16 protein-coding genes and 1 rRNA gene are annotated in these 20,894 nt (G+C 70.9%); 9 read left to right on the forward strand and 8 right to left on the reverse strand.

The features are described from left to right. Positions 1-93 precede the first annotated feature (93 nt). Positions 94-558 carry a MarR family winged helix-turn-helix transcriptional regulator gene (locus tag QSK39_RS50340; RefSeq protein ID WP_285484947.1) on the forward strand — a complete coding sequence of 155 codons (465 nt, stop codon included), beginning with the start codon at positions 94-96 and terminating at the stop codon, positions 556-558. Here the strand turns inward: QSK39_RS50340 and QSK39_RS50345 are convergent. Further along, positions 555-971 carry a cupin domain-containing protein gene (locus QSK39_RS50345; RefSeq protein WP_285484948.1) on the reverse strand — a complete coding sequence of 139 codons (417 nt, stop codon included), beginning with the start codon at positions 969-971 and terminating at the stop codon, positions 555-557. The genes QSK39_RS50340 and QSK39_RS50345 overlap by 4 nt on opposite strands. Before the next feature lie 14 nt (positions 972-985). Beyond that, a complete protein-coding gene (locus QSK39_RS50350) occupies positions 986-2,473 on the reverse strand; it encodes an AMP-binding protein (protein WP_285484949.1) in 1,488 nt (495 codons plus the stop codon). 31 nt (positions 2,474-2,504) lie between these two features. On the opposite strand from QSK39_RS50350, the gene QSK39_RS50355 reads away from it, so the two are divergent. Together QSK39_RS50355 and QSK39_RS50360 are read left to right on the forward strand one after the other, a co-directional pair. Next, positions 2,505-3,641: an acyl-CoA dehydrogenase family protein gene (locus QSK39_RS50355; protein ID WP_285484950.1), complete on the forward strand. Its 1,137-nt coding sequence runs from the start codon at positions 2,505-2,507 to the stop codon at positions 3,639-3,641. A 40-nt stretch (positions 3,642-3,681) separates the two neighbouring features. Then, positions 3,682-4,632: an SDR family NAD(P)-dependent oxidoreductase gene (locus QSK39_RS50360; RefSeq protein WP_285484951.1), complete on the forward strand. Its 951-nt coding sequence runs from the start codon at positions 3,682-3,684 to the stop codon at positions 4,630-4,632. Here the strand turns inward: QSK39_RS50360 and QSK39_RS50365 are convergent. Beyond that, on the reverse strand, positions 4,629-5,798 hold the full coding sequence (locus QSK39_RS50365; RefSeq protein WP_285484952.1) for an aminotransferase class V-fold PLP-dependent enzyme: 1,170 nt from the start codon (positions 5,796-5,798) through the stop codon (positions 4,629-4,631). The two genes, QSK39_RS50360 and QSK39_RS50365, sit on opposite strands and share 4 nt — an antisense overlap. Before the next feature lie 46 nt (positions 5,799-5,844). Here QSK39_RS50365 and QSK39_RS50370 point away from each other — a divergent pair, with 46 nt between their 5' ends. Beyond that, on the forward strand, positions 5,845-6,477 hold the full coding sequence (locus QSK39_RS50370) for a GntR family transcriptional regulator (protein ID WP_285484953.1): 633 nt from the start codon (positions 5,845-5,847) through the stop codon (positions 6,475-6,477). Next, positions 6,474-7,226, forward strand: coding sequence for a metallophosphoesterase (locus QSK39_RS50375; protein WP_285484954.1), 753 nt, complete (start codon positions 6,474-6,476; stop codon positions 7,224-7,226). Before QSK39_RS50370 ends, QSK39_RS50375 begins: the two co-directional genes overlap by 4 nt. Here QSK39_RS50375 and QSK39_RS50380 read toward each other — a convergent pair. The 5 genes from QSK39_RS50380 to QSK39_RS50400 are packed head-to-tail and all read right to left on the reverse strand — an operon-like array spanning position 7,216 to position 13,271. Then, the gene (locus tag QSK39_RS50380) at positions 7,216-8,841 is read right to left on the reverse strand and encodes a CocE/NonD family hydrolase (protein ID WP_285484955.1); all 1,626 of its coding nucleotides are present in this window, start codon (positions 8,839-8,841) and stop codon (positions 7,216-7,218) included. The genes QSK39_RS50375 and QSK39_RS50380 overlap by 11 nt on opposite strands. A gap of 50 nt (positions 8,842-8,891) precedes the next feature. Continuing rightward, complete coding sequence (locus QSK39_RS50385) at positions 8,892-10,283, reverse strand: aspartate ammonia-lyase (RefSeq protein WP_285484956.1); 1,392 nt, start codon at positions 10,281-10,283, stop codon at positions 8,892-8,894. Then, entirely contained in the window at positions 10,280-11,203 is a 924-nt protein-coding gene (locus tag QSK39_RS50390) for an asparaginase (protein ID WP_285484957.1), read from the reverse strand. Before QSK39_RS50390 ends, QSK39_RS50385 begins: the two co-directional genes overlap by 4 nt. Then, positions 11,200-12,627, reverse strand: a complete 1,428-nt coding sequence (locus tag QSK39_RS50395) for an amino acid permease (RefSeq protein WP_285484958.1) — start codon at positions 12,625-12,627, stop codon at positions 11,200-11,202. Before QSK39_RS50395 ends, QSK39_RS50390 begins: the two co-directional genes overlap by 4 nt. Beyond that, a complete protein-coding gene (locus QSK39_RS50400) occupies positions 12,624-13,271 on the reverse strand; it encodes a FadR/GntR family transcriptional regulator (RefSeq protein WP_285484984.1) in 648 nt (215 codons plus the stop codon). The genes QSK39_RS50395 and QSK39_RS50400 overlap by 4 nt, the downstream gene beginning before the upstream one ends. Positions 13,272-13,661: 390 nt before the next feature. On the opposite strand from QSK39_RS50400, the gene dnaE reads away from it, so the two are divergent. The 4 genes from dnaE to QSK39_RS50420 form a co-directional block, all read left to right on the forward strand. Further along, on the forward strand, positions 13,662-17,246 hold the full coding sequence (gene dnaE, locus QSK39_RS50405) for a DNA polymerase III subunit alpha (protein WP_285484959.1): 3,585 nt from the start codon (positions 13,662-13,664) through the stop codon (positions 17,244-17,246). 73 nt (positions 17,247-17,319) lie between these two features. Beyond that, entirely contained in the window at positions 17,320-18,801 is a 1,482-nt protein-coding gene (locus QSK39_RS50410; protein WP_285484960.1) for an MFS transporter, read from the forward strand. 424 nt (positions 18,802-19,225) lie between these two features. Continuing rightward, entirely contained in the window at positions 19,226-20,428 is a 1,203-nt protein-coding gene (locus QSK39_RS50415; protein WP_285484961.1) for a low temperature requirement protein A, read from the forward strand. A 363-nt stretch (positions 20,429-20,791) separates the two neighbouring features. After that, positions 20,792-20,894, forward strand: a 16S ribosomal RNA gene (locus tag QSK39_RS50420); the annotation flags it as partial.

Here is a 20,894-nt window from a genome sequence, read left to right on the forward strand (position 1 = left end):
GGGTGTGATCGGGGAACAAGACGTCTCCAGACGTAGTATCGACAACGTGGTTGTCGAAACAGTAAACCTGGTTGTCGAAAAAGGCAAGAGGCGATGACCGACGCGCCCGGCTACGAGCTGCCCTTCCTGCTTTTCGGCGGCTTCCGCACGCTCATCGACCGCCTCCACACCGAGCTCGCGCGCCGCGGGCACCCGGACGTCCGCCCGTCGTACGGCTTCGCGATGCAGGCCATCGGCGTCCGGGGCGCGACGGCGTCGGAGATCGGCCGCCGCCTCGGCGTGTCCAAGCAGGCGGCCGGCAAGACGGTCGAGCGGCTCGAGCGGCTCGGGTACGCCGAGCGCGCCGACGATCCCGACGACGCGCGGCGCAAGATCGTGCGGCTCACCGCGCACGGCGTCGACGCGCTCACGAAGTCCGCGGAGATCTTCGACGACCTGCGGAAAGACTGGGCCCGCACGGTCGGCGCCGAGCGCATGACGGCGCTCGAGACCGACCTGCGCGCGGTCGTCGGCCCCGCGGCCTACCGGCTCGACGCCGCCGGCTGGTTCTCGAGCTAGAAGCCGCAGCCGGGGTCGGGCGCGTCCTCCGACAGCGGGCTGCCCGCCGGGAGCACGTACAGCACCTCCAGCACCAGCGGCGTCGACCCGAGGTTGCGGCCGATGTGCACCTGGTCGGGCTTCTCGGTGAACGCGCGGCCGGTGCCGAAGATGCCGTCGATGCTGCAGTCGGCGAGGTTGTGCGTCAGCGTCCCGGCCTTCACGTACGCGTACAGCGTGCCGTCGTGGAAGTGCCAGCCGGTGTAGCCGCCGGGCTGGATGGTGATCTCCCGCAGCGTGTAGTCGGTGTGGCCGATGGTCTTCTGGGCCAGGATCGTGCCGGCGACGCCGCTGCCGGGCGTCGCGGACGCGGTCCCGGACGCCAGCGTGACGGCCAGCGCGGTCGCGGCGAAGAGCGTGACGGTCTTGCGCATCGGGCAGTTCCCCCTCAGGTCCGGCGCAGGGTGCGCCGCATCATCTTGCCCGATTCGGTGCGTGGCAGGCGATCGGTGAAGTCGAACCGCTTCGGCGTCTTGAAGCCCGCCAGCTCGCCGCGGCAGTGCTCGGCCAGCCGCGCGGCCAGGGATTCGCCGGGCACGACGCCGGGCACCGGCTCGACGACGGCGACGACCCGCTGCCCCCACTCTTCGTCCGGCTCGCCGATCACCGCCGCGTCGGCGACGTCCGGGTGGCTCAGCAGCCGCGCCTCGATCTCGGCGGGGTAGATGTTGACGCCGCCGGAGAGGATCAGGTCGGTCCGCCGGTCGAGCAGGAACACGCGGCCTTCGGTGTCGCGGTACCCGAAGTCGCCGACCGTGATGAACTCCCCGGAGCGCGAGGCCGCGGTCTTCTCCGGATCGCCGAGGTAGTCGATCGCGGTGTGCGCGGAGCTGAACCAGATCGTGCCCGGCTCGCCGTCGGGCACCTCGGCACCGTCGTCGTCGAGGATCTTCAGCCGCACGCCGGTCAGTGGCCGGCCCACGGTGCCCGGCGCGGCCAGCCACTCGGAAGCCGTGACGCCGCAGATCAGGCCTTCCGACGCGCCGTAGTACTCGTGCACCACGGGGCCGAGCCAGCCGATCGTCCGTTCCTTGACCTCGCGCGGGCAGGGCGCCGCGCCGTGGATCACGCTCACCAGGCTCGACGTGTCGTACCGCGCGCGGACGTCCGCGGGCAGCCGCAGCATCCGGTGGAACATGGTCGGCACCAGGTGGGTGCCGGTCACGTGGTGGCGTTCGATCAGCCGCAGGGTCTCCTCGGCGTCGAAGCGGTCCATCAGCACCGCGCTGTGCCCGAGGTGCATCGCGTTGACGGCGAACGAACCGGGCGCGGCGTGGTAGAGCGGGCACGCCACGAGGTGCACGCCCGGCCCCGGCTCGACTCCGAACAGCGCCATCAGGTCGCGGTGGATCGGGTGCAGCGACGGCGGATTCCCGCTCAACGCGCGCCGCACGCCCTTGGGCCGCCCGGTGGTGCCGGACGTGTAGAGCATCGTCTGACCGGCGGTCCGCGGCTCGGGCGCGGAGGTTGGCTCGTCCTCGCCCCACGACGCGTAGTCGCCCCAGCCTTCGACCGGGCCGACCGAGAACCGGGGCACGTCGAGGTCGCAGCGGCGCGCGATGTCCGCGTCGGCGACGACGACCCGGGCGCCGCTGTTCTCGACCACATAAGCGATTTCGGCGGGGGAGGACCGGTAGTTGACCGGGGTGAAGTACATCCCGGCCTGCAGCGTGGCGAACAGCAGCTCGAAGTAGGGGAGTCCGTTGTGGACGATCGCGACGACGCCGTCGCCTTTCCCGAGACCCAGCCGGCGCAGCGCGTGGGTCAGCCGGTTCGCCCGCGCGGCCAGCTCGCCGAACGTCGCGGCCGTGCCGTCCGGCGCCAGCACCGCGAGGCGGTCCGGGTGCTGTTCGGCGACGTCGAAGAAGGTGCTCACGCACCGCACGCTACCGGGTACGGTGCGACGCATGGACGCGGAGCTTTTCGGGCAGGTGCTCGGTGCGGTGCGGGACTTCGTGCGCAAGGAGGTCGTGCCGCGCGAGGCGGAGATCGACGAGCGCGACGAGATCCCGGCCGAGATCCGGGAGAAGGCCGCCGAGCTGGGCCTGTTCGGCTGGGCGCTGCCGGAGGAGTACGGCGGGCTCGGCCTGGGCATGGCCGAGGACGTCCGGCTCGCCATCGAGCTCGGCCACACGACACCCGCGTTCCGGTCGCTGTTCGGCACCAACAACGGCATCGCCGGCCAGGCGATCGTGCACTACGGGACGCCGGAGCAGCGCACCCGCTGGCTGCCCCGGCTGGCCGCGGGCCAGGCGATCGCGTCGTTCGCGCTCACCGAGGCCGAGGCCGGTTCGGACCCGGGCGGGCTGACCAGCCGCGCGGTCCGCGACGGCGACCGCTACCGGCTGTCCGGCACCAAGCGGTTCATCACCAACGCGCCCCTGGCCGAGGTCTTCGTCGCGTTCGCGCGCACGGACCTCGACAGCACCGGCAGCCGCGGCATCTCGGCGTTCCTGGTCCCCGCCGGCGCGGACGGCGTCACCGTCGGCCCGCACGACGCCAAGATGGGCCAGGCCGGCGCGTGGACGTCGGAGGTGGTCTTCGACGACGTCGAGCTGCCCGCCGACGCGCTGGTCGGCGAGGAGGGCAAGGGCTTCGGCATCGCGATGGCCTCGCTCGCCCGCGGCCGGCTCCACATCGCGGCCCTGTGCGTCGGCATGGCGGAGCGCGCGCTCGCCGAAGCCGTCGAGTACGCGCGGACGGCACGGCAGGGCGGCCGGGTGATCGGCGAGTACCAGCTCGTGCAGGCGCTGCTGGCCGAGTCGCACGCCGAGCTCGCGGCCGGGCGCGCGATGGTGCACGAAGCCGCCGCGAAGTACGACTCGGGCGAGGACCGCAAGCTCGGGCCGTCGTCGGCGAAGCTGTTCTGCACCGAGATGCTCGGCCGCGTCGCCGACCGCGCGGTCCAGGTGCACGGCGGCATGGGCTACGTCCGCGGCGTCACGGTCGAGCGGATCTACCGCGACGCGCGGCTGTTCCGGATCTACGAAGGCACCAGCGAAATCCAGAAGCTCGTCATCGCGCGGCAGCTGCTCAAGGATTGAACTTGCGCTGGAGTTCACTCCAGCTCTTACTGTCGGAAGCATGACCACCGCACAGCACAAGATCGGCTCGGGCTTCGGCGCCACCAGCACGGCGGCCGAGGTTCTGGCCGGCATCGACCTGACCGGCAAGCTCGCGATCGTCACCGGCGGCTACTCGGGCATCGGCCTGGAGACGACGCGGGCGCTGACCCACGCGGGCGCGCACGTCGTCGTCCCGGCCCGCCGCCGCGCGACGGCGGAAGAAGCGTTGCGAGGCTGGGAAAACGTCGAGCTCGACGAACTGGACCTCGGCGACCTCGACAGCGTCCGCGCCTTCTCCGAGCGGTTCCTCGCCTCCGGCCGCGGCATCGACATCTTCATCGGCAGCGCCGGCATCATGGCGGCGCCGGAGACCCGCGTCGGGCCGGGCTGGGAGGCGCAGTTCGCGACCAACCACCTCGGCCACTTTGCCCTGGTGAACCGGCTGTGGCCGGCGTTCAACCCGGGCGCGCGCGTCGTGTCGGTGTCCTCGCGCGGCCACCACTTCGGCCCGGTCCGCTTCGACGACCTCGAATTCCGGCAGGGCTACGACAAGTGGCTCGCCTACGGCCAGGCGAAGACGGCGAACGTCCTGTTCGCGGTCCAGCTCGACAAGCTCGCGCAGGACCGTGGTGTCCGCGCCTTCGCCCTGCACCCGGGCCGGATCCTGACCGAGCTGGTGCGCCACCTGGACCGCCAGGAGCTGATCGACTCGGGCATGGTCGACGAGGCCGGGCAGGTTACCGGGGTCGGTGCGAAGACCCCCGAGGAGGGTGCGGCGACCCAGGTCTGGGCCGCGACGTCCCCGCAGCTCGACGGCCTCGGCGGCGTCTACCTGGAGGACTGCGACGTGGCGGAGCCCGCGCCCGCCGACGGTGGCCGTGCGGGCGTCAAGGACTACGCGATCGACCCGGCGCAGGCCGAGCGGCTGTGGACGGTGTCGGCGGAACTCACGGGTGTGAACGCCTTTTAGAGCTTGTTTACCTGCTCGACCAGCAGGTCGATCTCGTCTTCGGTGTTGTAGTAGTGCACCGACGCCCGGACCAGGTCCGGCAGGTCGCGCGCGGTGAAGTCGAACTGGGCCGACGTGCGCGACGAGATCGAGGTGTTGATGTTCGCCTCCGCGAGCCGCGCCTTGATCTCGGCGGCCGGGGTGCCGTCGACGCTGAAGGTGACGATGCCGCACTTGCGGGCGCCGGCGTCGTGCACGTGCGCCCCGGCTTCGGTGAGGCGAGTGCGCAGAGTGGCGGCCAAGGCGGCGACGCGCGTCTCGATGGCGGGGAGGCCCCACTCGAGCGCGTAGTCGATCGCCGCACCGAGGCCGAACACCGCCGCGAAGTCGCGCTCCCACACCTCGAAGCGCTTGGCGGTCGGGTCGACGACGTACTCGGTGGGCGCCGTCCAGACCGCCGAGTGCAGGTCGAGCATCGCGGGCTCCAGCCGGTCGCGCAGCCGCGGGTGGACGTACAGGAACCCGGTGCCGCGCGGGCCGCGCAGGTACTTGCGGCCGGTCACCGAAAGCGCGTCGCACTTCAAGCGCCGGACGTCGAGGTCGACCTGGCCGGCCGACTGGCACGCGTCGAGCAGGAACGGGATCCCGGCGGCTTCGGCGACCGCGCCGACCGCCTCGGCCGGGTTGACCAGGCCACCCTGGGTGGGCACGTGGCTGATGGCGATCAGCTTGACGTCGCCGTCGACGCGCCGCCGCAGCTCCTCGACGTCCAGCTGGCCCGACTCGTCGTCGCCGATCACCTCCACGACCGCGCCGGTGCGCTTGGCGACCTGCAGGAACGCGATGGCGTTGCTGGCGTACTCCGCGCGGGAGGTGAGGATCCGGTCGCCGGTCCCGAACGGCAGCGCGTAGAACACCGCCTGCCACGAGCGCGTCGCGTTGTCGGTGATCGCGATGTCGTCGGGTTCGCCGCCGACGAGCCGGGCCGCCGACGCGTACACCGCGTCGAGGCGGTCCGCCGCTTCGGCGGCCGCCTCGTACCCGCCGACCAGCGCTTCGTGGCGCAGGTAGTCGACGACCGTGTCGGTCACGACGGCCGGTGGGAGCGCGGAACCGGCATTGTTGAAGTGGACCACTTCGGCGCAGCCGGGCGTTTCACGGCGGGCGCGGTCGACGTCGAAGGTCATGTGAACTGAATACAGTAGCGGCCTTCTGTATGCAATACTGCCCGTCATGGCCCGGACCCCGCTGCGCAGCGACCTCATCGAGGAGATCACCGCCCGCGTGCTGGACGGCCGGTTCGCCGCCGGCGCGCGCGTCAACGAGGTGCACCTGGCCCGCGAGCTGGGCGTCAGCCGGACGCCGCTGCGGGAGGCGCTGATCGGGCTCGCCGACCGCGGCCTGCTCGTCTCCGCGCCCGGCCGCGGGTTCCTGGTGCCGCCGTTCGACCTCGACGAAGCCCGCCGCCTCTACCCGCTGGTCGCCGAGCTCGAAGCGCTCGCCCTGCGCTGGACGTCGCCGCTGGAGCTGGCCGGGCTGCCGGACGCGCTCGACGCCGTCGCCGACGAGATGGCCGGGGCGCTGGAGCGCGGCGCCGATCTGTCCGAAGTGGACGAACGGTGGCACGCGCTGCTGCTGTCCCGCTGCCCGAACGCGCACCTGCTGCGGCTGATCGGGCAGACGAAACCGCTGCTCAAGCGGTACGAATCGTGCTACTTCGGCGGGGCGGCCCGTGCCGGGGAGAGCATCGGCGAGCACCGCCGGATCGCCGCGGCCCTGCGCGACGGCGACCTGGCGGCCGCGTCCGCGGTGCTCGTGCGCAACTGGGTGAAAGCACTGGCGTACCTGGGGAAGGACGAAAGATGATCATCGCGCACCTGAGCGACCTGCACCTGGACGACGACCCGCGGGCCGAGAGCCGCGTCGCCGCCGTGATGGGGTACCTGGCGGACCTCGCGGTCGACGCCGTCGTCGTCACCGGCGACATCGCCGACCACGGCGCGCCGTCGGAGTACGCGCGCGCCGCCGAGCTGCTGAAGCACCCGGCACCGGTGCTGGTGTGCCCGGGCAACCACGACGTCCGGGCGGAGTTCCGCACCGGGCTGCTGGGCCTGCCGGCGTCCGGCGACCCGATCGACGTCGCGCAGGAGGTCGGCGGCGTCCTGTTCGCGCTGTGCGACTCGACGATCCCGGGCCGCGGCGCGGGGTTCCTGGCCGACTCCAGCTTGGCTTGGCTCGACGAAACGCTGTCCGGCGGTGACGGCCCGGCGTTCGTGGCGTTCCACCACCCGCCGGTCGAGGTGGGCGTCCCGCTGGTCGACGCGATCCGGCAGTCGGGCGAGGACCGGCTGGCTTCGGTCCTGAACCGCCACCCGCGCGTGGTGGCGCTGCTGGCCGGCCACGTCCACACAGGCGCGTCGACGACGTTCGCCGGCGTGCCGCTGCGCATCGCGCCGGGCGTGGTTTCGCAGTCGCTGCTGCCGGTCGAGCCGGGCGCGGGCCGCGGCTGGGACGAAGGCGGGCCGCTGGACTACGAGCGGCCGCCGTCCCTGCTCCTGCACGTCCTGCACGACGACGGCCGGGTGACCAGCCACCAGCGCATCGTCAGCTGCTGAACACCGGCAGCGTGATCTTCGACGGCCGGGCCGCGTCGTGGAACACCTCGAACCGGTTCGGCTTCCCGGTCACCGCCGACGTCACCGGCTCGCCGGTCCCGTGGTTGCGCGCGAACCGCGGGAACGCCCCGCCCGCCACCTGCACGCGCAGCCGGTGGCCGCGGCGGAAGCGGTAGGCCGTCGGGTCGAGGGTCACCTCCGCCGTCACGACCCCGTCCGCGTCGGCCGCCGGGAAACCGGGGCGGAGCCGGAGGATCCCGTCGGTCACGTTGCGGGATACCCCGCCCGCGTCGACGTCGCACAGCCGGACGTAGACGTCGGCGTGGCCGAGCTCGGTGCGCACGTGCACGGTCGCCGCCACCTCGCCGATGACGTCGAGGTCCGAGGCCAGCGGCTCGCCGGTGAACACCAGGACGTCCGGGCGCGCCTCGACCTCCTGGTTGTCCTTCTGCTTCCAGTCGCCGGTCAGCAGCGGCCCGCCGACCGCCGGTGTCGGGTCGGCCGGGTCGTAGGTGAACGTCGTCGGCAGCGCCTCGTCGCCGGCCGCTTCGCCGAGCCCGCCGATCGGGCGCAGGTGGGACGCGGTCGCCGTCGACGGCGGCGGCCACGACTCGAAGTCCAGCCAGGTGCCCGCGCCCTGCAGGAACAGCCGGACCGGGGCGCGCTGCAGGAACGTCCGGTCGCCGAGCAGGTGCGCGCGCAGGAAGCCGAGCTGGTCCCGGATCATCGGGCCCATGCTGCCGGGCTCGCCGTGCGCCCACGGCCCGATCGTGAGCCGCGGCGCCTTGCCCGCCTCGGCCAGCGTCCGGAAGTCGCGCAGCTGCGAGCCGATGAACAGGTCGTACCAGCCGGTGACCATCGACACCGGGACGTCCAGCTTCGCGACCTCGGCGCTGTGGTCGGACATCGCCCAGTAGTCGTCGTCCGGGACGAAGTGCTCGGTGATGTCCTGGAGGAACTGCACCGGCTTCCCGATCGCGGCGACGTCGGCGCGGCTCAGCGGCAGGAACGACATCGCCTTCCGCGTCTTGCGCTTCTGCAGCGGGTTCGGCAGCGCGGCGAAGCGTTCTTCCTGGCGGCCGATCATCGCCGACCACGACACCATGTTGTCCGCCGCGAGCACGCCGCCCGGGTAGAAGGTCGAGATGAACTCCGACGCCGTCACCCCGAGGCACATCGCGGCCGGCGGCGGGTCGAGGTAAGGGCCGAGCGCCCACTGGGTGTGCCCGAGGTAGCTGGCGCCGGCCGTGCCGATGGTCCCGTCGCACCACGGCTGCGCGCGCAGCCACTCGGCGGTCGCGACGCCGTCTTCGCGTTCGAGGTGGAAGGGCCGGAACTCGCCGCCGGAGCCGAACGAGCCGCGGGTGCTCTGGATGACCGTCTGCAGCCCGTGCCGGGCGAACGTGTCGCCGAAGAGCTTCGACAGGATGCCCTTGCGCCCGTACGGCGTGCGGATCAGCACCACCGGCGCCGACGTCGCCCCGGGCGGGGCGTACCGGTCGGCCAGCAGCGTGACGCCGTCGGGCATCGGCACGGCGAGGTCGCGCGTCACGACCGGCTTCGGGCCTTCGGCACGGGGGAGGCCGAGCATCTTGTCGACAAGTCGGTCCAGCACGGTCGCCCGCCTTCCGAAGTGGAGCAGATCCTTCCGGATCCGACGGTACCTCAGTTCGCGCGGGCGAGCCTTTCCGGACGCAGCAGCTTCGCCAGCTCCTCGGCCGGGATCAGGCCCTTCTCGACGACGAGCTCGGCGACGCCGCGCCCGGTCGCCAGCGCCTCCTTCGCGATCTCGGTCGCGGCCGCGTAGCCGATGCTCGGGTTCAGCGCGGTGACCAGCCCGATCGAGTTCTCGACGTAGGAGCGCAGGACGTCGACGTTGGCCGTGATCCCCGAGACGCACTTCGCGGCCAGCGTCCGGCAGGCCGCGCCCAGGTGCGTGATGCTCTCGGACAGCGCGTGCAGGATGATCGGCTCGAACGCGTTGAGCTGCAGCTGCCCGGCTTCGGCGGCCATGGTCACGGTGACGTCGTTGCCGATCACCTCGAACGCGACCTGGTTCACCACTTCGGGGATCACCGGGTTGATCTTGCCGGGCATGATCGACGACCCCGCCTGCACCGGCGGCAGGTTGATCTCGTTCAGGCCGGCGCGCGGGCCCGACGACAGCAGCCGCAGGTCGTTGCAGCTCTTGGACAGCTTCACGGCGATCCGCTTGAGCACGCCGGACAGGTGCACGAACGCACCGCAGTCCTGCGTCGCCTCGACCAGGTCCGCCGCGGTGACGACCGGCAGCCCGGTGATCTCGCGCAGGTGGCGGCACGCGGCCTCGGCGTAGCCCGGCGCGGCGTTGAGGCCGGTGCCGATCGCGGTCGCGCCGAGGTTGATCTCGTGCAGGAGCGCGACGGCTTCGTTCAGCCGCAGCCGGTCTTCGCCGAGCATCACCGCGTAGGTGCCGAACTCCTGGCCGAGCGTCATCGGGACCGCGTCCTGCAGCTGCGTGCGGCCCATCTTCAGGACGTCGTGGAACTCGACGGCCTTGGCGGCGAACGCCTTCTCCAGCACGATCATCGCCTCGGACAGCTCGCGCACGGCGAGGATCGTCGCGACGTTGACCGCGGTCGGGTACGCGTCGTTCGTCGACTGCCCGAGGTTGACGTGCTCGTTGGGGTGCAGGACGTGGTAGTCGCCCTTCGCGTGCCCGAGCAGCTCCAGGGCGCGGTTCGCGATCACCTCGTTGGCGTTCATGTTGGTCGACGTCCCGGCGCCGCCCTGGATGACGTCGACGACGAACTCGCCGTGCAGCGCGCCTTCGCGGATCTCGCGGCAGGCCGCGCCGATCGCGTCGGCGATCCCGGGCTCCAGCAGGCCGAGCTCGGCGTTGGCGCGGGCGGCGGCCTCCTTGACCGCGGCCAATGCCTCGATCAGGTGCGGGTAGGCGGCGATCGTGGTGCCGGTGACGGGGAAGTTCTCCCGGGCGCGGGCGGTGTGCACGCCCCAGTACGCGTCGGCGGGGACGTCCAGGTCGCCCAGCAGGTCGTGTTCACGGCGGGTGGTCATCGGAGGCTCCCTGCGGACGCGGCGAGTTTTCCGGTCACCCGAAGGTTTTCGGGACCGGCCGGGACGTCGATCCCGCACAGCTTCAGCGCCGCGGCGAGCACCGGCTGCCGGGCGCGGTCGCCGCCGTCGGCGATCTTGACCGCGATGGCCGTGCCGTCCGGCAGCGCGGCGACCTGAACGGCCTCGAAGCCGTCCTTCGCGATCAGCCCGGGCACCGCGCGCATCACCGCGGTGACGTCGCGGCGGCTCCCGCCGACCAGCTCCGGGTGCCGGCGGATCCCGTCGGCGACCAGCTGGTCCGGCGTGCCGGGCGCGGCCGTGGCGATCTTCGCGACGGCGGTGGCGAGCCCGCGCAGCGTCGTCGCGAACAGGGGAGCGCCGCAGCCGTCCACCGCGACCCGCTCGATGCCGCGCCCGGTCAGGTCCTCGACGGTCGCGGCGATCGCGCGCTGCAGCGGGTGGGCCGGATCGAGGTAGCCGTCCGTGCTCCAGCCGGTCAGATCGCAGGTCGCGAGCATCGCCGCGTGCTTGCCGGAGCAGTTGTGCGCGAGCCTGCTCGGGCTTCGGCCGGCGGCGACCCAGTGGTCGCGCTCGACCGGGTCGTACGGGAAGTCGGCGGGGTTGCCCAGCGCGTCCGGGGAGCGTCCGCCGAGGACGGCCAGCGCCGCGTCGAGGTGCATCGGCTCGCCGGAGTGGCTCGCCGCCGCGATGGCGAACCCGGCGGGGGACAGGCGCAGCCCGAGCCGCGCCATCGCCGTGGCCTGCAGGGGTTTCGCCGTCGACCGCGGGTACATCGCGGCGTCCGGGTCGCCCGCCGCGAAGAGCGTGGTGCCGTCGGGGGCGAGCACGATCGCCGAGCCGTGGTGCACGCCTTCGACCAGGCCGTCGCGCACCAGCTCGACCAGGGGTTCGTGGTTCACAGGCCCTCCTCGTCGAACGCGCGCATGTCGATCCGCTTGCGGGCCGCGAACCAGCCGGCGACCAGCGCGACGGCGATCGCGGGCAGCGCCAGCAGGGTGATCCGGCCGGTCTCGTCGAAGCCCATCAGCACGACGACCGCGGCGAGGAACACGAGCGTCGCGATCTCGGTGTAGGGCGAGAACGGCAGCCGGAACGACGGTCGCTCCAGGCCGTCGCGCTCGGTCTTGCGGACGAAGAGCAGGTGGCAGACCACGATGATCGCCCAGGTCGCCAGGATGCCGATCGCGGCGAAGTTGAGGACGATGTCGAAGGCCTTCTTCGGCACCAGGTAGTTCAGCCCGACGCCCAGCACGCAGACCGACGCGGTGAGCAGGATGCCGCCGTAGGGCACCTGGTTGCGGTTCATCACGCCGGTGAACTTCGGCGCCGAGCCCGCCTTGGCCATCGACCGCAGGATCCGGCCGGTCGAGTAGAGGCCGGAGTTCAGGCTGGACAGCGCCGCGGTGAGCACGACCAGGTTCATCACGCTGCCGGCGGCGGGCACGCCCAGGCGCGAGAGCACGGTGACGAACGGGCTCTGGTCCTCGGAGTAGGAGCTCCACGGCAGCAGCATCGCCAGCAGGCCGACCGACCCGACGTAGAAGACGAGGATGCGCCACATGATGGAGTTGATCGCCTTCGGCATGATCTTCTCGGGGTTCTCGGTCTCCCCGGCGGCGACGCCGACCAGCTCGACCGAGGCGTAGGCGAACACGACGCCCTGCACGATCAGCACCATCGGCAGCAGCCCGGTCGGGAAGATCCCGCCGTGCCCGGTGATCAGCTGCGGGCCGGGGGCGGCGCCGTCGATCGGCGTCTGCGTCACCAGCAGGAAGATCCCGATCACCAGGAACAGCACGAGCGCGGCGACCTTGACGATGGCGAACCAGAACTCCATCTCGCCGAACAGCTTCACCGAGACGAGGTTCAGCGTCAGGACCACGGCCAGCGCGATCAGCGCGAGCACCCACTGCGGGATCGGCGAGAAGAACGACCAGAAGTGCGCGTAGAGCGCGATCGCCGTGATGTCGGCGATGCCGGTGGTCGACCAGTTCAGGAAGTGCATCCAGCCGGCGGCGTACGCGCCCTTCTCGCCCATGAACTCGCGGGCGTAGGAGACGAAGGCGCCGCTGGAGGGCCGGTAGAGGATGAGCTCGCCGAGCGCGCGGACGACGAAGAAGGCGAAGAGGCCGCAGACGGCGTAGACGATCGCGAGCGCCGGCCCGGCCTGCGCGAGGCGGCCGCCGGCACCGAGGAAGAGGCCGGTGCCGATCGCGCCGCCGATGGCGATCATGGTCACGTGCCGGGGCTTGAGGGCCTTGTTGTAGCCGGCGTCGCCCGCGTCGGTGGTGGTGGCGGGGGCCGTGCGGGTCTGCTCGGTCACTGGTCCCCGTTCACGATGCTGGTCAGAGTGGCTTCGACGTGGGTGAGGTGCGCGGTCATGGCGGCGACGGCCGCGGTTTCTTCGCCGCTCGCGATGGCCGTGACGATCTCGCGGTGCTCGACGTTCGACTGCCGGCGCCGGTCGCCGAGCTGGTTGAGGAAGGCGGACTGGCGGGCCAGTGCGTCCCGGATCTCTTCGATCACCTTCCCGAAGACGGGGTTGCCCGAGGCCTGGGCGATGGTGATGTGGAAGAGCGAGTCGAGCGCGACCCAGGCGGTGTTGTCGGTCTCGGCGTCCATCCGCTCGACGAGGTGGCCGAGCAGGTCGAGGTCGTCCTGACTGCGTCTCAAGGCCGCGTACCCGGCGACGGGGATCTCGACGTGCCGGCGCACCTCGATGAGGTCGCGGGCGGAGTACGGCCCGAAGGTGGGGTTGTCGGCGGGCCCGGTGGCGGTGACGAAGGTGCCCTTGCCGGTCTTGGACTCGGTCATGCCGAGGGCCTGCAGGCCGCGGAGGGCTTCCCGGATGACCGACCGGCTGACCTCGAACTCCCTGCTCAAGGACGCTTCGGAGGGAAGCTTGGCGCCGACGGGGTAGTCCCCGCGTTCGATCAGCCGCCGCAGGTGGGCCAGCACGGCCTCCATGGCGCTGATCCGCCGGGGACCTTGTCCGGCTGTCTGGCTGTCAGACAGGTTCATGCGGGGAATGCTCGGTTCCGGGAGGCCGGCTGTCAACGCGGGCCGGGGCGCGTGTGGCCGACCTCACCGGCGCCGGCCGGGACTCAGTCAGGGCGCCGGCGGCCGACCCCGAACCCCGGTCCGGCGTCCCCGCGTGACCACCCGACAGCGCCCGGTACCCGCCCGCCGCACCGTGATCACCACCGCCCGAAAAGGGGGCGCGTCGCAGCGGCGGAACACCTCCCGCGAGGAGCAGAATCGACCGCGGGCAGCACGTTCGAGGACTGTCGGTGCCACGGGTTAGGGTGAGGGACCCGGGCGCAGCCGGTCCCATTCACCTAGGGGAGGTTTTCGCTGGTGTCGAACGATTCCTTCGTCCACCTGCACGTCCACACCGAGTACTCGATGCTCGACGGTGCGGCGAAGATCGCCCCCCTCTTCGCGGAGGCGGCGCGCCTCGGCATGCCCGCGGTCGGCATGACCGACCACGGCAACATGTACGGCGGCGACGAGTTCTACCAGCAGTCGAAGAAGCACGGCCTCAAGCCGATCATCGGCATCGAGGCCTACATCGCGCCGGAGAGCCGGTTCCACAAGAAGCCCGTCTTCTGGGGCCAGTCGAACCAGCGCGGCTCCGACGAGCTGGGCGAGGGCGGCGACGTCTCGGGTGCCGGTGCCTACACGCACATGACCATGCTCGCGCAGAACGCCACCGGGCTGCGGAACCTCTTCAAGCTGTCCTCGCTGGCCAGCATGCAGGGCTACTACCGCAAGCCCCGGATGGACCGCGAGCTGATCGCGGAGAACCACTCGGGGATCATCGCGACCACCGGCTGCCCGTCGGGCGAGGTGCAGACCCGGCTGCGGCTGGGCCAGAAGGAAGCGGCGATCCAGGCCGCGTCCGACTACAAGGACATCTTCGGCGCCGACAACTTCTTCCTCGAGCTGATGGACCACGGCCTGCCGATCGAGCGGTCGGTCCGCGAGGGCCTCCTGGAGGTCGGCCGGCTGCTCGACCTCAAGCCGATCGCCACCAACGACTCGCACTACGTCACCAAGGACCAGGCCGACACGCACTCGGCGCTGCTGTGCGTCCAGGCCGGCAAGACCCTCAACGACCCGACCCGCTTCAAGTTCGACGGCGACGGCTACTACCTCAAGTCCGCCGCCGAGATGCGCGAGTACTGGGACAAGGAGGTCCCCGGCGCGGCCGACACCACGCTGATGATCGCCGAGCGCGTCGAGTCCTACGAGGACGTGTACGCGCACAAGGACCGGCTGCCGTTCTTCGAGGTGCCGGAGGGCTACGACCAGGGCGGCTGGCTGCGCGAAGAGGTCGCGAAGGGCCTGGCGTGGCGTTTCCCGGGCGGTCCGCCCGAGGGCTACCCCGAGCGGATCGAGAAGGAGCTCGACGTCATCATCGGGAAGGGCTTCCCGGCCTACTTCCTGATCGTCGCCGACCTCATCAGCTACGCGCGCCGCGTCGGCATCCGGGTCGGCCCGGGCCGTGGTTCGGCCGCCGGTTCGCTCGTCGCGTACGTCCTGGGCATCACGAACCTGGACCCGATCCCGCAGAAGCTGCTGTTCGAGCGGTTCCTGAACCCCGAGCGCGTCTCGATGCCCGATATCGACATCGACTTCGACGACCGCCGCCGCGGCGAGATGATCCGCTACGCGACCGACAAGTACGGCTCGGACAAGGTCGCCCAGGTCATCACCTTCGGCACCATTAAGACCAAGGCCGCGATCAAGGACTCCGCGCGGGTCCACTTCGGCCAGCCCGGCTACGCGATCGCGGACAAGATCTCCAAGGCGCTGCCCCCGCCGATCATGGCGAAGGACATCCCGCTCTCGGGCATCGTCGACAACAAGCACGAGCGCTACGGCGAGGCTGCCGAGGTCCGCGCGCTGGTCGAGACCGACGACGAGTGCAAGACGATCTTCGAGACCGCCCGCGGCCTCGAGGGCCTGATCCGCAACGCGGGCGTGCACGCCTGCGCGGTCATCATGTCGTGCGACCCGCTGACCGACGCTATCCCGCTCTGGCAGCGTGACGACGGCTCGATCATCACCGGCTGGGACTACCCGTCGTGCGAGGCCATCGGCCTGCTGAAGATGGACTTCCTGGGCCTGCGGAACCTGACGGTCATCGGCGACGCGATCGACAACATCAAGGCCAACCGCGGGATCGACATCGACCTCGACACCCTGGGCGTCGAGGACCCGGAGACGTACAAGCTGCTCGCCCGCGGCGACACGCTCGGCGTGTTCCAGCTGGACGGCGGGCCCATGCGCGACCTGCTCCGCCGCATGGAGCCCACGGTGTTCGACGACATCGTCGCGGTCGGCGCGCTCTACCGCCCCGGCCCGATGGGCATGAACGCGCACAACGACTACGCGGACCGGAAGAACAACCGGCAGAAGGTCAAGCCGATCCACCCGGAGCTCGACGAGCCGCTGCGCGAGATCCTGGCCGACACCTACGGCCTGATCGTGTACCAAGAGCAGATCATGCACATCGGCCAGAAGGTGGCCGGCTACACGATGGGTCGCGCGGACGTGCTCCGCCGCGCGATGGGCAAGAAGAAGAAGGAAGTCCTCGACCTCGAGTACGAGGGCTTCGAAGCCGGGATGAAGGCGAGCGACCTGCTCCCGGGCGGGTTCTCCGCCGAGGCCGTCAAGGCGCTCTGGGACACGATCCTCCCGTTCGCCGGCTACGCGTTCAACAAGAGCCACGCGGCCGCGTACGGCCTGGTCTCCTACTGGACCGCGTACCTCAAGGCGAACTTCACCGCCGAGTACATGGCGGCGCTGCTCACGTCGGTCGGCGACAACAAGGACAAGTCGGCGGTCTACCTGTCCGAGTGCCGCCGCCTGGGCATCAAGGTGCTCCCGCCGGACGTCAACGAGTCGGCCCTGCGGTTCGCGGCCGTCGGGGACGACATCCGCTTCGGCATGGGTGCCGTCCGCAACGTCGGCGCGAACGTCGTCGAGTCGATCATCAAGACGCGCGGGGAGAAGGGCAAGTACGCCTCCTTCACCGACTTCCTCGACAAGTCCGAGCTCGTGGCCTGCAACAAGCGGGTCATCGAGTCGCTGATCAAGGCGGGCGGGTTCGACTCGCTCGGCCACACGCGGCTGTCGATGATCCAGGTCCACGAAGACGCGGTGGAAGCCGTCGTCCCGCTCAAGCGCCAGGAGGCGATGGGCCAGTTCGACCTCTTCGGCTTCGGCGGGGACGAGGGGGAGGCGCAGCCGTCGTCGTCGCCGCTCGCGCACCTGAAGTTCGGCGAGGAGGAGTACCCGCGCAAGCAGCTGCTCGCCTACGAGCGCGAGATGCTCGGCCTGTACGTCTCGGCGCACCCGCTGGACGGCGCCGAGCGGATCCTGCGCAAGCACGCCCCGAAGCCGATCGCCGGGATCCTCGCCGATCCGCCGCGCGAAGGCGAGATCGTCATCTCCGGGCTGATCACGTCGCTCGAACGGCGGGTCAACAAGAAGGGCGAGCCCTGGGCGATCTGCACGGTCGAGGACATGGACGCCTCGCTCGAGGTGCTGTTCTTCCCGAAGTCGTACGCGCTGTTCGCGGGTGAGCTGATCGAGGACAACGCGGTGCTGGTCAAGGGCCGCGTCAACTGGCGCGAAGACAAGATGTCGGTCTTCGGTGGCGGCCTCGCGACGCTGGACCTGTCCGAGGTCGGCACGGGCAACGGCGACGACGAGCCCCCGCTGGTCCTGCTCGCCGCGGCGGAGAAGATCGACCAGTCGGTCGTCAGCGAACTGAGGTCCACGCTGCTCGCCCACAAGGGTGAGACGATGGTCCACCTGAAGCTGGTGGGCCGGAACCAGACGGTGTTCGCGCTCCACGACTACCCGGTGAAGGTCAGCTCCATGCTGATCGGCGAGCTCAAGGGCATCCGGGGAATCACAGCAAGCACGTAGTTCCGGGCGCGAAACGGGCGGGACCGCGGCGGACAACGCGCGCGGATCCCGCCCTTCGTGTTTGCTGGGCAGGATGACCTACGAACCCGATCCCCGCCGCTGGAAAGCGCTGGCCGTCTCGCTGACCGCCGGGTTCATGGGCCTGCTCGACGTCAGCATCGTCAACGTCGCCCTGCCGTCGATGCAGTCGGGGCTGCATGCGAGCAGCGGCGGGATCCGCTGGGTCGTCTCCGGCTACGCGCTGGCGTTCGGCCTGGTCCTGGTCACCGGCGGCCGGCTCGGCGACGCGTTCGGCCGCCGGACCATGTTCCTCGGCGCCCTCGCCGCGTTCGTCATCACGAGCGCGCTGGCGGGAGCCGCGCCGAACGAGACGACGCTCGTCATCGCGCGCCTCGCCCAGGGGGTGGCCGCGGGCATGCTGACCCCGCAGAACACCGGGCTGATCCAGGACCTCTTCCGCGGCGCCGAGCGCGGCCGCGCGTTCGGGATGTTCGGCGCGGTCGTCGGGATCTCGACCGCCGTCGGGCCGATCCTCGGCGGGGTCATCCTCGCCGTCTTCGGCGCCCAGGACGGCTGGCGCTGGGTGTTCTACGTCAACGTGCCGATCGGCGTCCTCGCGTTCGCGCTGGCCCTGCGGCTGCTGCCGCGCAGCGAGAAGAAGCAGTTCCGGGTGCGGTCGGAGATCGACTTCCTCGGCATCGTGCTGCTCGCGGTCGCCGTGCTCGGCGTGCTGCTCCCGGTCATCGAATCCGACAGCGACGGCCCCGCTCGGCTGTGGTGGATGTTCGTCATCGCGCTGGTGTTCGGGTTCGCGTTCGTGCGCTGGGAGCGCTCGGTGGTCCGGCGCGGCCGGTCGCCGCTGCTGGACACCCGGCTGTTCACCGGCACGCCGGGGTACTCCGCCGGTGCCGCGGTCGGTGCCCTCTACTTCTGCGGGTTCGCCGGGATCTGGCTGGTCTTCGCGATGTTCTTCCAGCAGGGGCTCGGCTACACGCCGCTGCAGTCCGGGCTGTCGGTGACGCCGTTCGCGGTGGGCTCGGCGGTGTCCGCGGCCGTCGCCGGGCGGCTGGTGCCGACGTTCGGCAGGCGGCTGACCGTCACCGGGCTGGCCATGGTCGCGGTGGGCCTGCTGGCCGTCGCGCTGCTCGCCCAGCTCGTCCCGCCGTCGGCGTCGGGGTGGGCGTTCGCGCTGCCGCTGCTGTTCGCGGGTGTGGGCGGCGGCATGGTGATCTCGCCGAACACGACGTTGACGCTGGAGTGCGTGCCGGTCCGGATGGCGGGGGTCGCCGGCGGCGCGCTGCAGACCGGGCAGCGGATCGGCACCGCGATCGGCACCGCGGTGCTCGCGTCGGTGTTCGGCACGGTCCTCGGTGCGTCGCGGGACCAGCCGCTGGCGCTCACCATCGCGCTGTGCTGCGCGGCCGGTCTGACGTGCACCGCGCTGGCCCTCGCGATCGCCGAGCTGAGGGCGCGGCGCCACCGTGCGCAAACTTCCGAGCGGGAGCACGAGGCCCGGAAGGCCGAGACGTCCGCCGCGGACGTCCACCGGGGCTGAGACACTACTTTCGGCAGATTAGCGATGCTCCAAACGAGTGACGGGCGCGGAAAGACACTGGTGCTACGCAGAGCAACCGGGTAGATCTTATGGAGCCTTCACTGCGCGGCTTCGGCTACCGACAGTGGCAATCGGTCGGCCACCCGGGGATGGGGTGACCGGCACGAGCGATCGGGGCGTCCGGAGTTCGAGGGAATGGACACACTCGGTCACCTTCCATCCAGTGAGTCGTCGGCGTCCGCGGGGGACCGTCCGGCACTCGCGGAAGGGATGCCCATCGGCAGCCGCCGGCGCGTGACGGCAGCGGGCGGGCCCGGGTGAGGGGGAACCGGGCCCGTCCGTCCTACGTGTGTCGTGCTCGCTCCCGCCGCGCTGATCATGCTGGGATGGACGCGTTCCGTCCGACGCAGACGCGGGGAGTCCCATGACCGAGCAGCCGTCTCCGCCGTCGCGGCCCGACAGCCGGATCCGGATGTGGCACCGGCCGATGCGGTCGCGGGACCGCAGCGAGCACCACCGCGTCGCGACGCCGCTCGAGCTGCTGTTCGACCTCTGCTTCGTCGTCGCGGTCGGCCAGGCCGCCGCGCAGCTGCACCACGCGCTCGCCGAAGGCCACGTCGGCCACGGCGTGTTCTCGTTCGTGCTGGTGTTCTTCGGGATCTGGTGGGGCTGGCTGAACTTCAGCTGGTTCGCCTCGGCGTTCGACACCGACGACGTCCCGTACCGGCTGGCGACGCTGGTGCAGATCGCCGGCGGCCTGACCGTGGCGGCCGGGGTGGAGCGCGCGTTCGACGGCGATTTCCGGGTGATGGTCGCGGGCTACGTGCTGATGCGTCTGGCGATGGTCGTCCAGTGGCTGCGCGCGGCGCGGTCGGACCGCGGCTGCCGCCCGGCGGCCCTGCGCTACGCCGCCGGGATCGCCGGCTGCCAGGTGCTGTGGGTCGGCTACCTGTGGCTGCCGCACGGCCTGCAGCCCTACGCGTTCTTCGTGTTCGCGATCCTGGAGATGGCCGTCCCGGTGTGGGCGGAGAGCCGCCAGGGCACGACGTGGCACCCGCACCACATCGCGGAGCGGTACGGGCTGTTCACTCTGATCGTCCTCGGCGAGGTGATCCTCAGCGCGACGAACGCGATCAAGGAGGGGGCGGCCGAACCCGGCCACCTCGGTGCGCTGGTCTCGCTGGCCGCGGCCGGCCTGGTGCTCGTGTTCTCCATGTGGTGGCTGTACTTCGACCGGCCGGGGCACGCGCGGCTCGTCCGCCGTCCGACCATGTTCACGTCGATGAGCTGGGGGTACGGCCACTACTTCATCTTCGCGTCGGCCTCGGCGGTGGGGGCGGGGCTCGAGGTGGCGGTCGCCTACGACACGGGGGCGCTGCACGACCTCGGCGGAGTCGCCGCCGCGCTGCCGACCACGCTGCCGGTCGCGATCTTCCTGCTGAGCGTGTGGCTGCTGCACATCGGGCCGACCAACGAGTGCCGCCCGATCGCCATCGGCTTCCCGGTGACGGCGGTGCTCGTCGTCGCGGCGTCGTTCACGCCGGCGCCGATCCACGTCGCGGCGGTGCTGTCGGCCGCGCTCGTCGCGCTGACGGTCGTCGCGACCCACGGGGAGCTCCAGGCGTAGCTTTCGGTGGATCGACGCAGGTCAGCGGCCTGGCGCGATAAAAGGGACCCCCCTGTGCAAGGGGGTTTTCGGGGCATGTAAAGTTCTCCAAGTCGCCAGGGAAACCGGGCGGCCGCCGGGGCCACGAACCAAGCTCCCACGAACGTGGTAGAGTGGGTGGTCCTGAACCGAGGTGTTGGCCTCGGAACAAAGCTTGAAACAATCGCCGAGAGTTTCAGCCGCCGATAACGCGGGTGGATTCAGAGTGTGTTGCTTGAGAACTCAACAGTGTGCTAGTGAACTAAGCCAGTAGAGCTTAAGTATAGAACCTCGTATGAGGTTCCTTTGAGAGCAAGTATTTTGCCTCGATTGAATTCGAAGACATTGTTGGAGAGTTTGATCCTGGCTCAGGACGAACGCTGGCGGCGTGCTTAACACATGCAAGTCGAACGCTGAACCACTTTCGGGTGGGGATGAGTGGCGAACG

The organism is Amycolatopsis sp. NBRC 101858 (assembly GCF_030269325.1).
In the GTDB taxonomy this organism is placed as follows: Bacteria; Actinomycetota; Actinomycetes; order Mycobacteriales; family Pseudonocardiaceae; genus Amycolatopsis; species Amycolatopsis ponsaeliensis.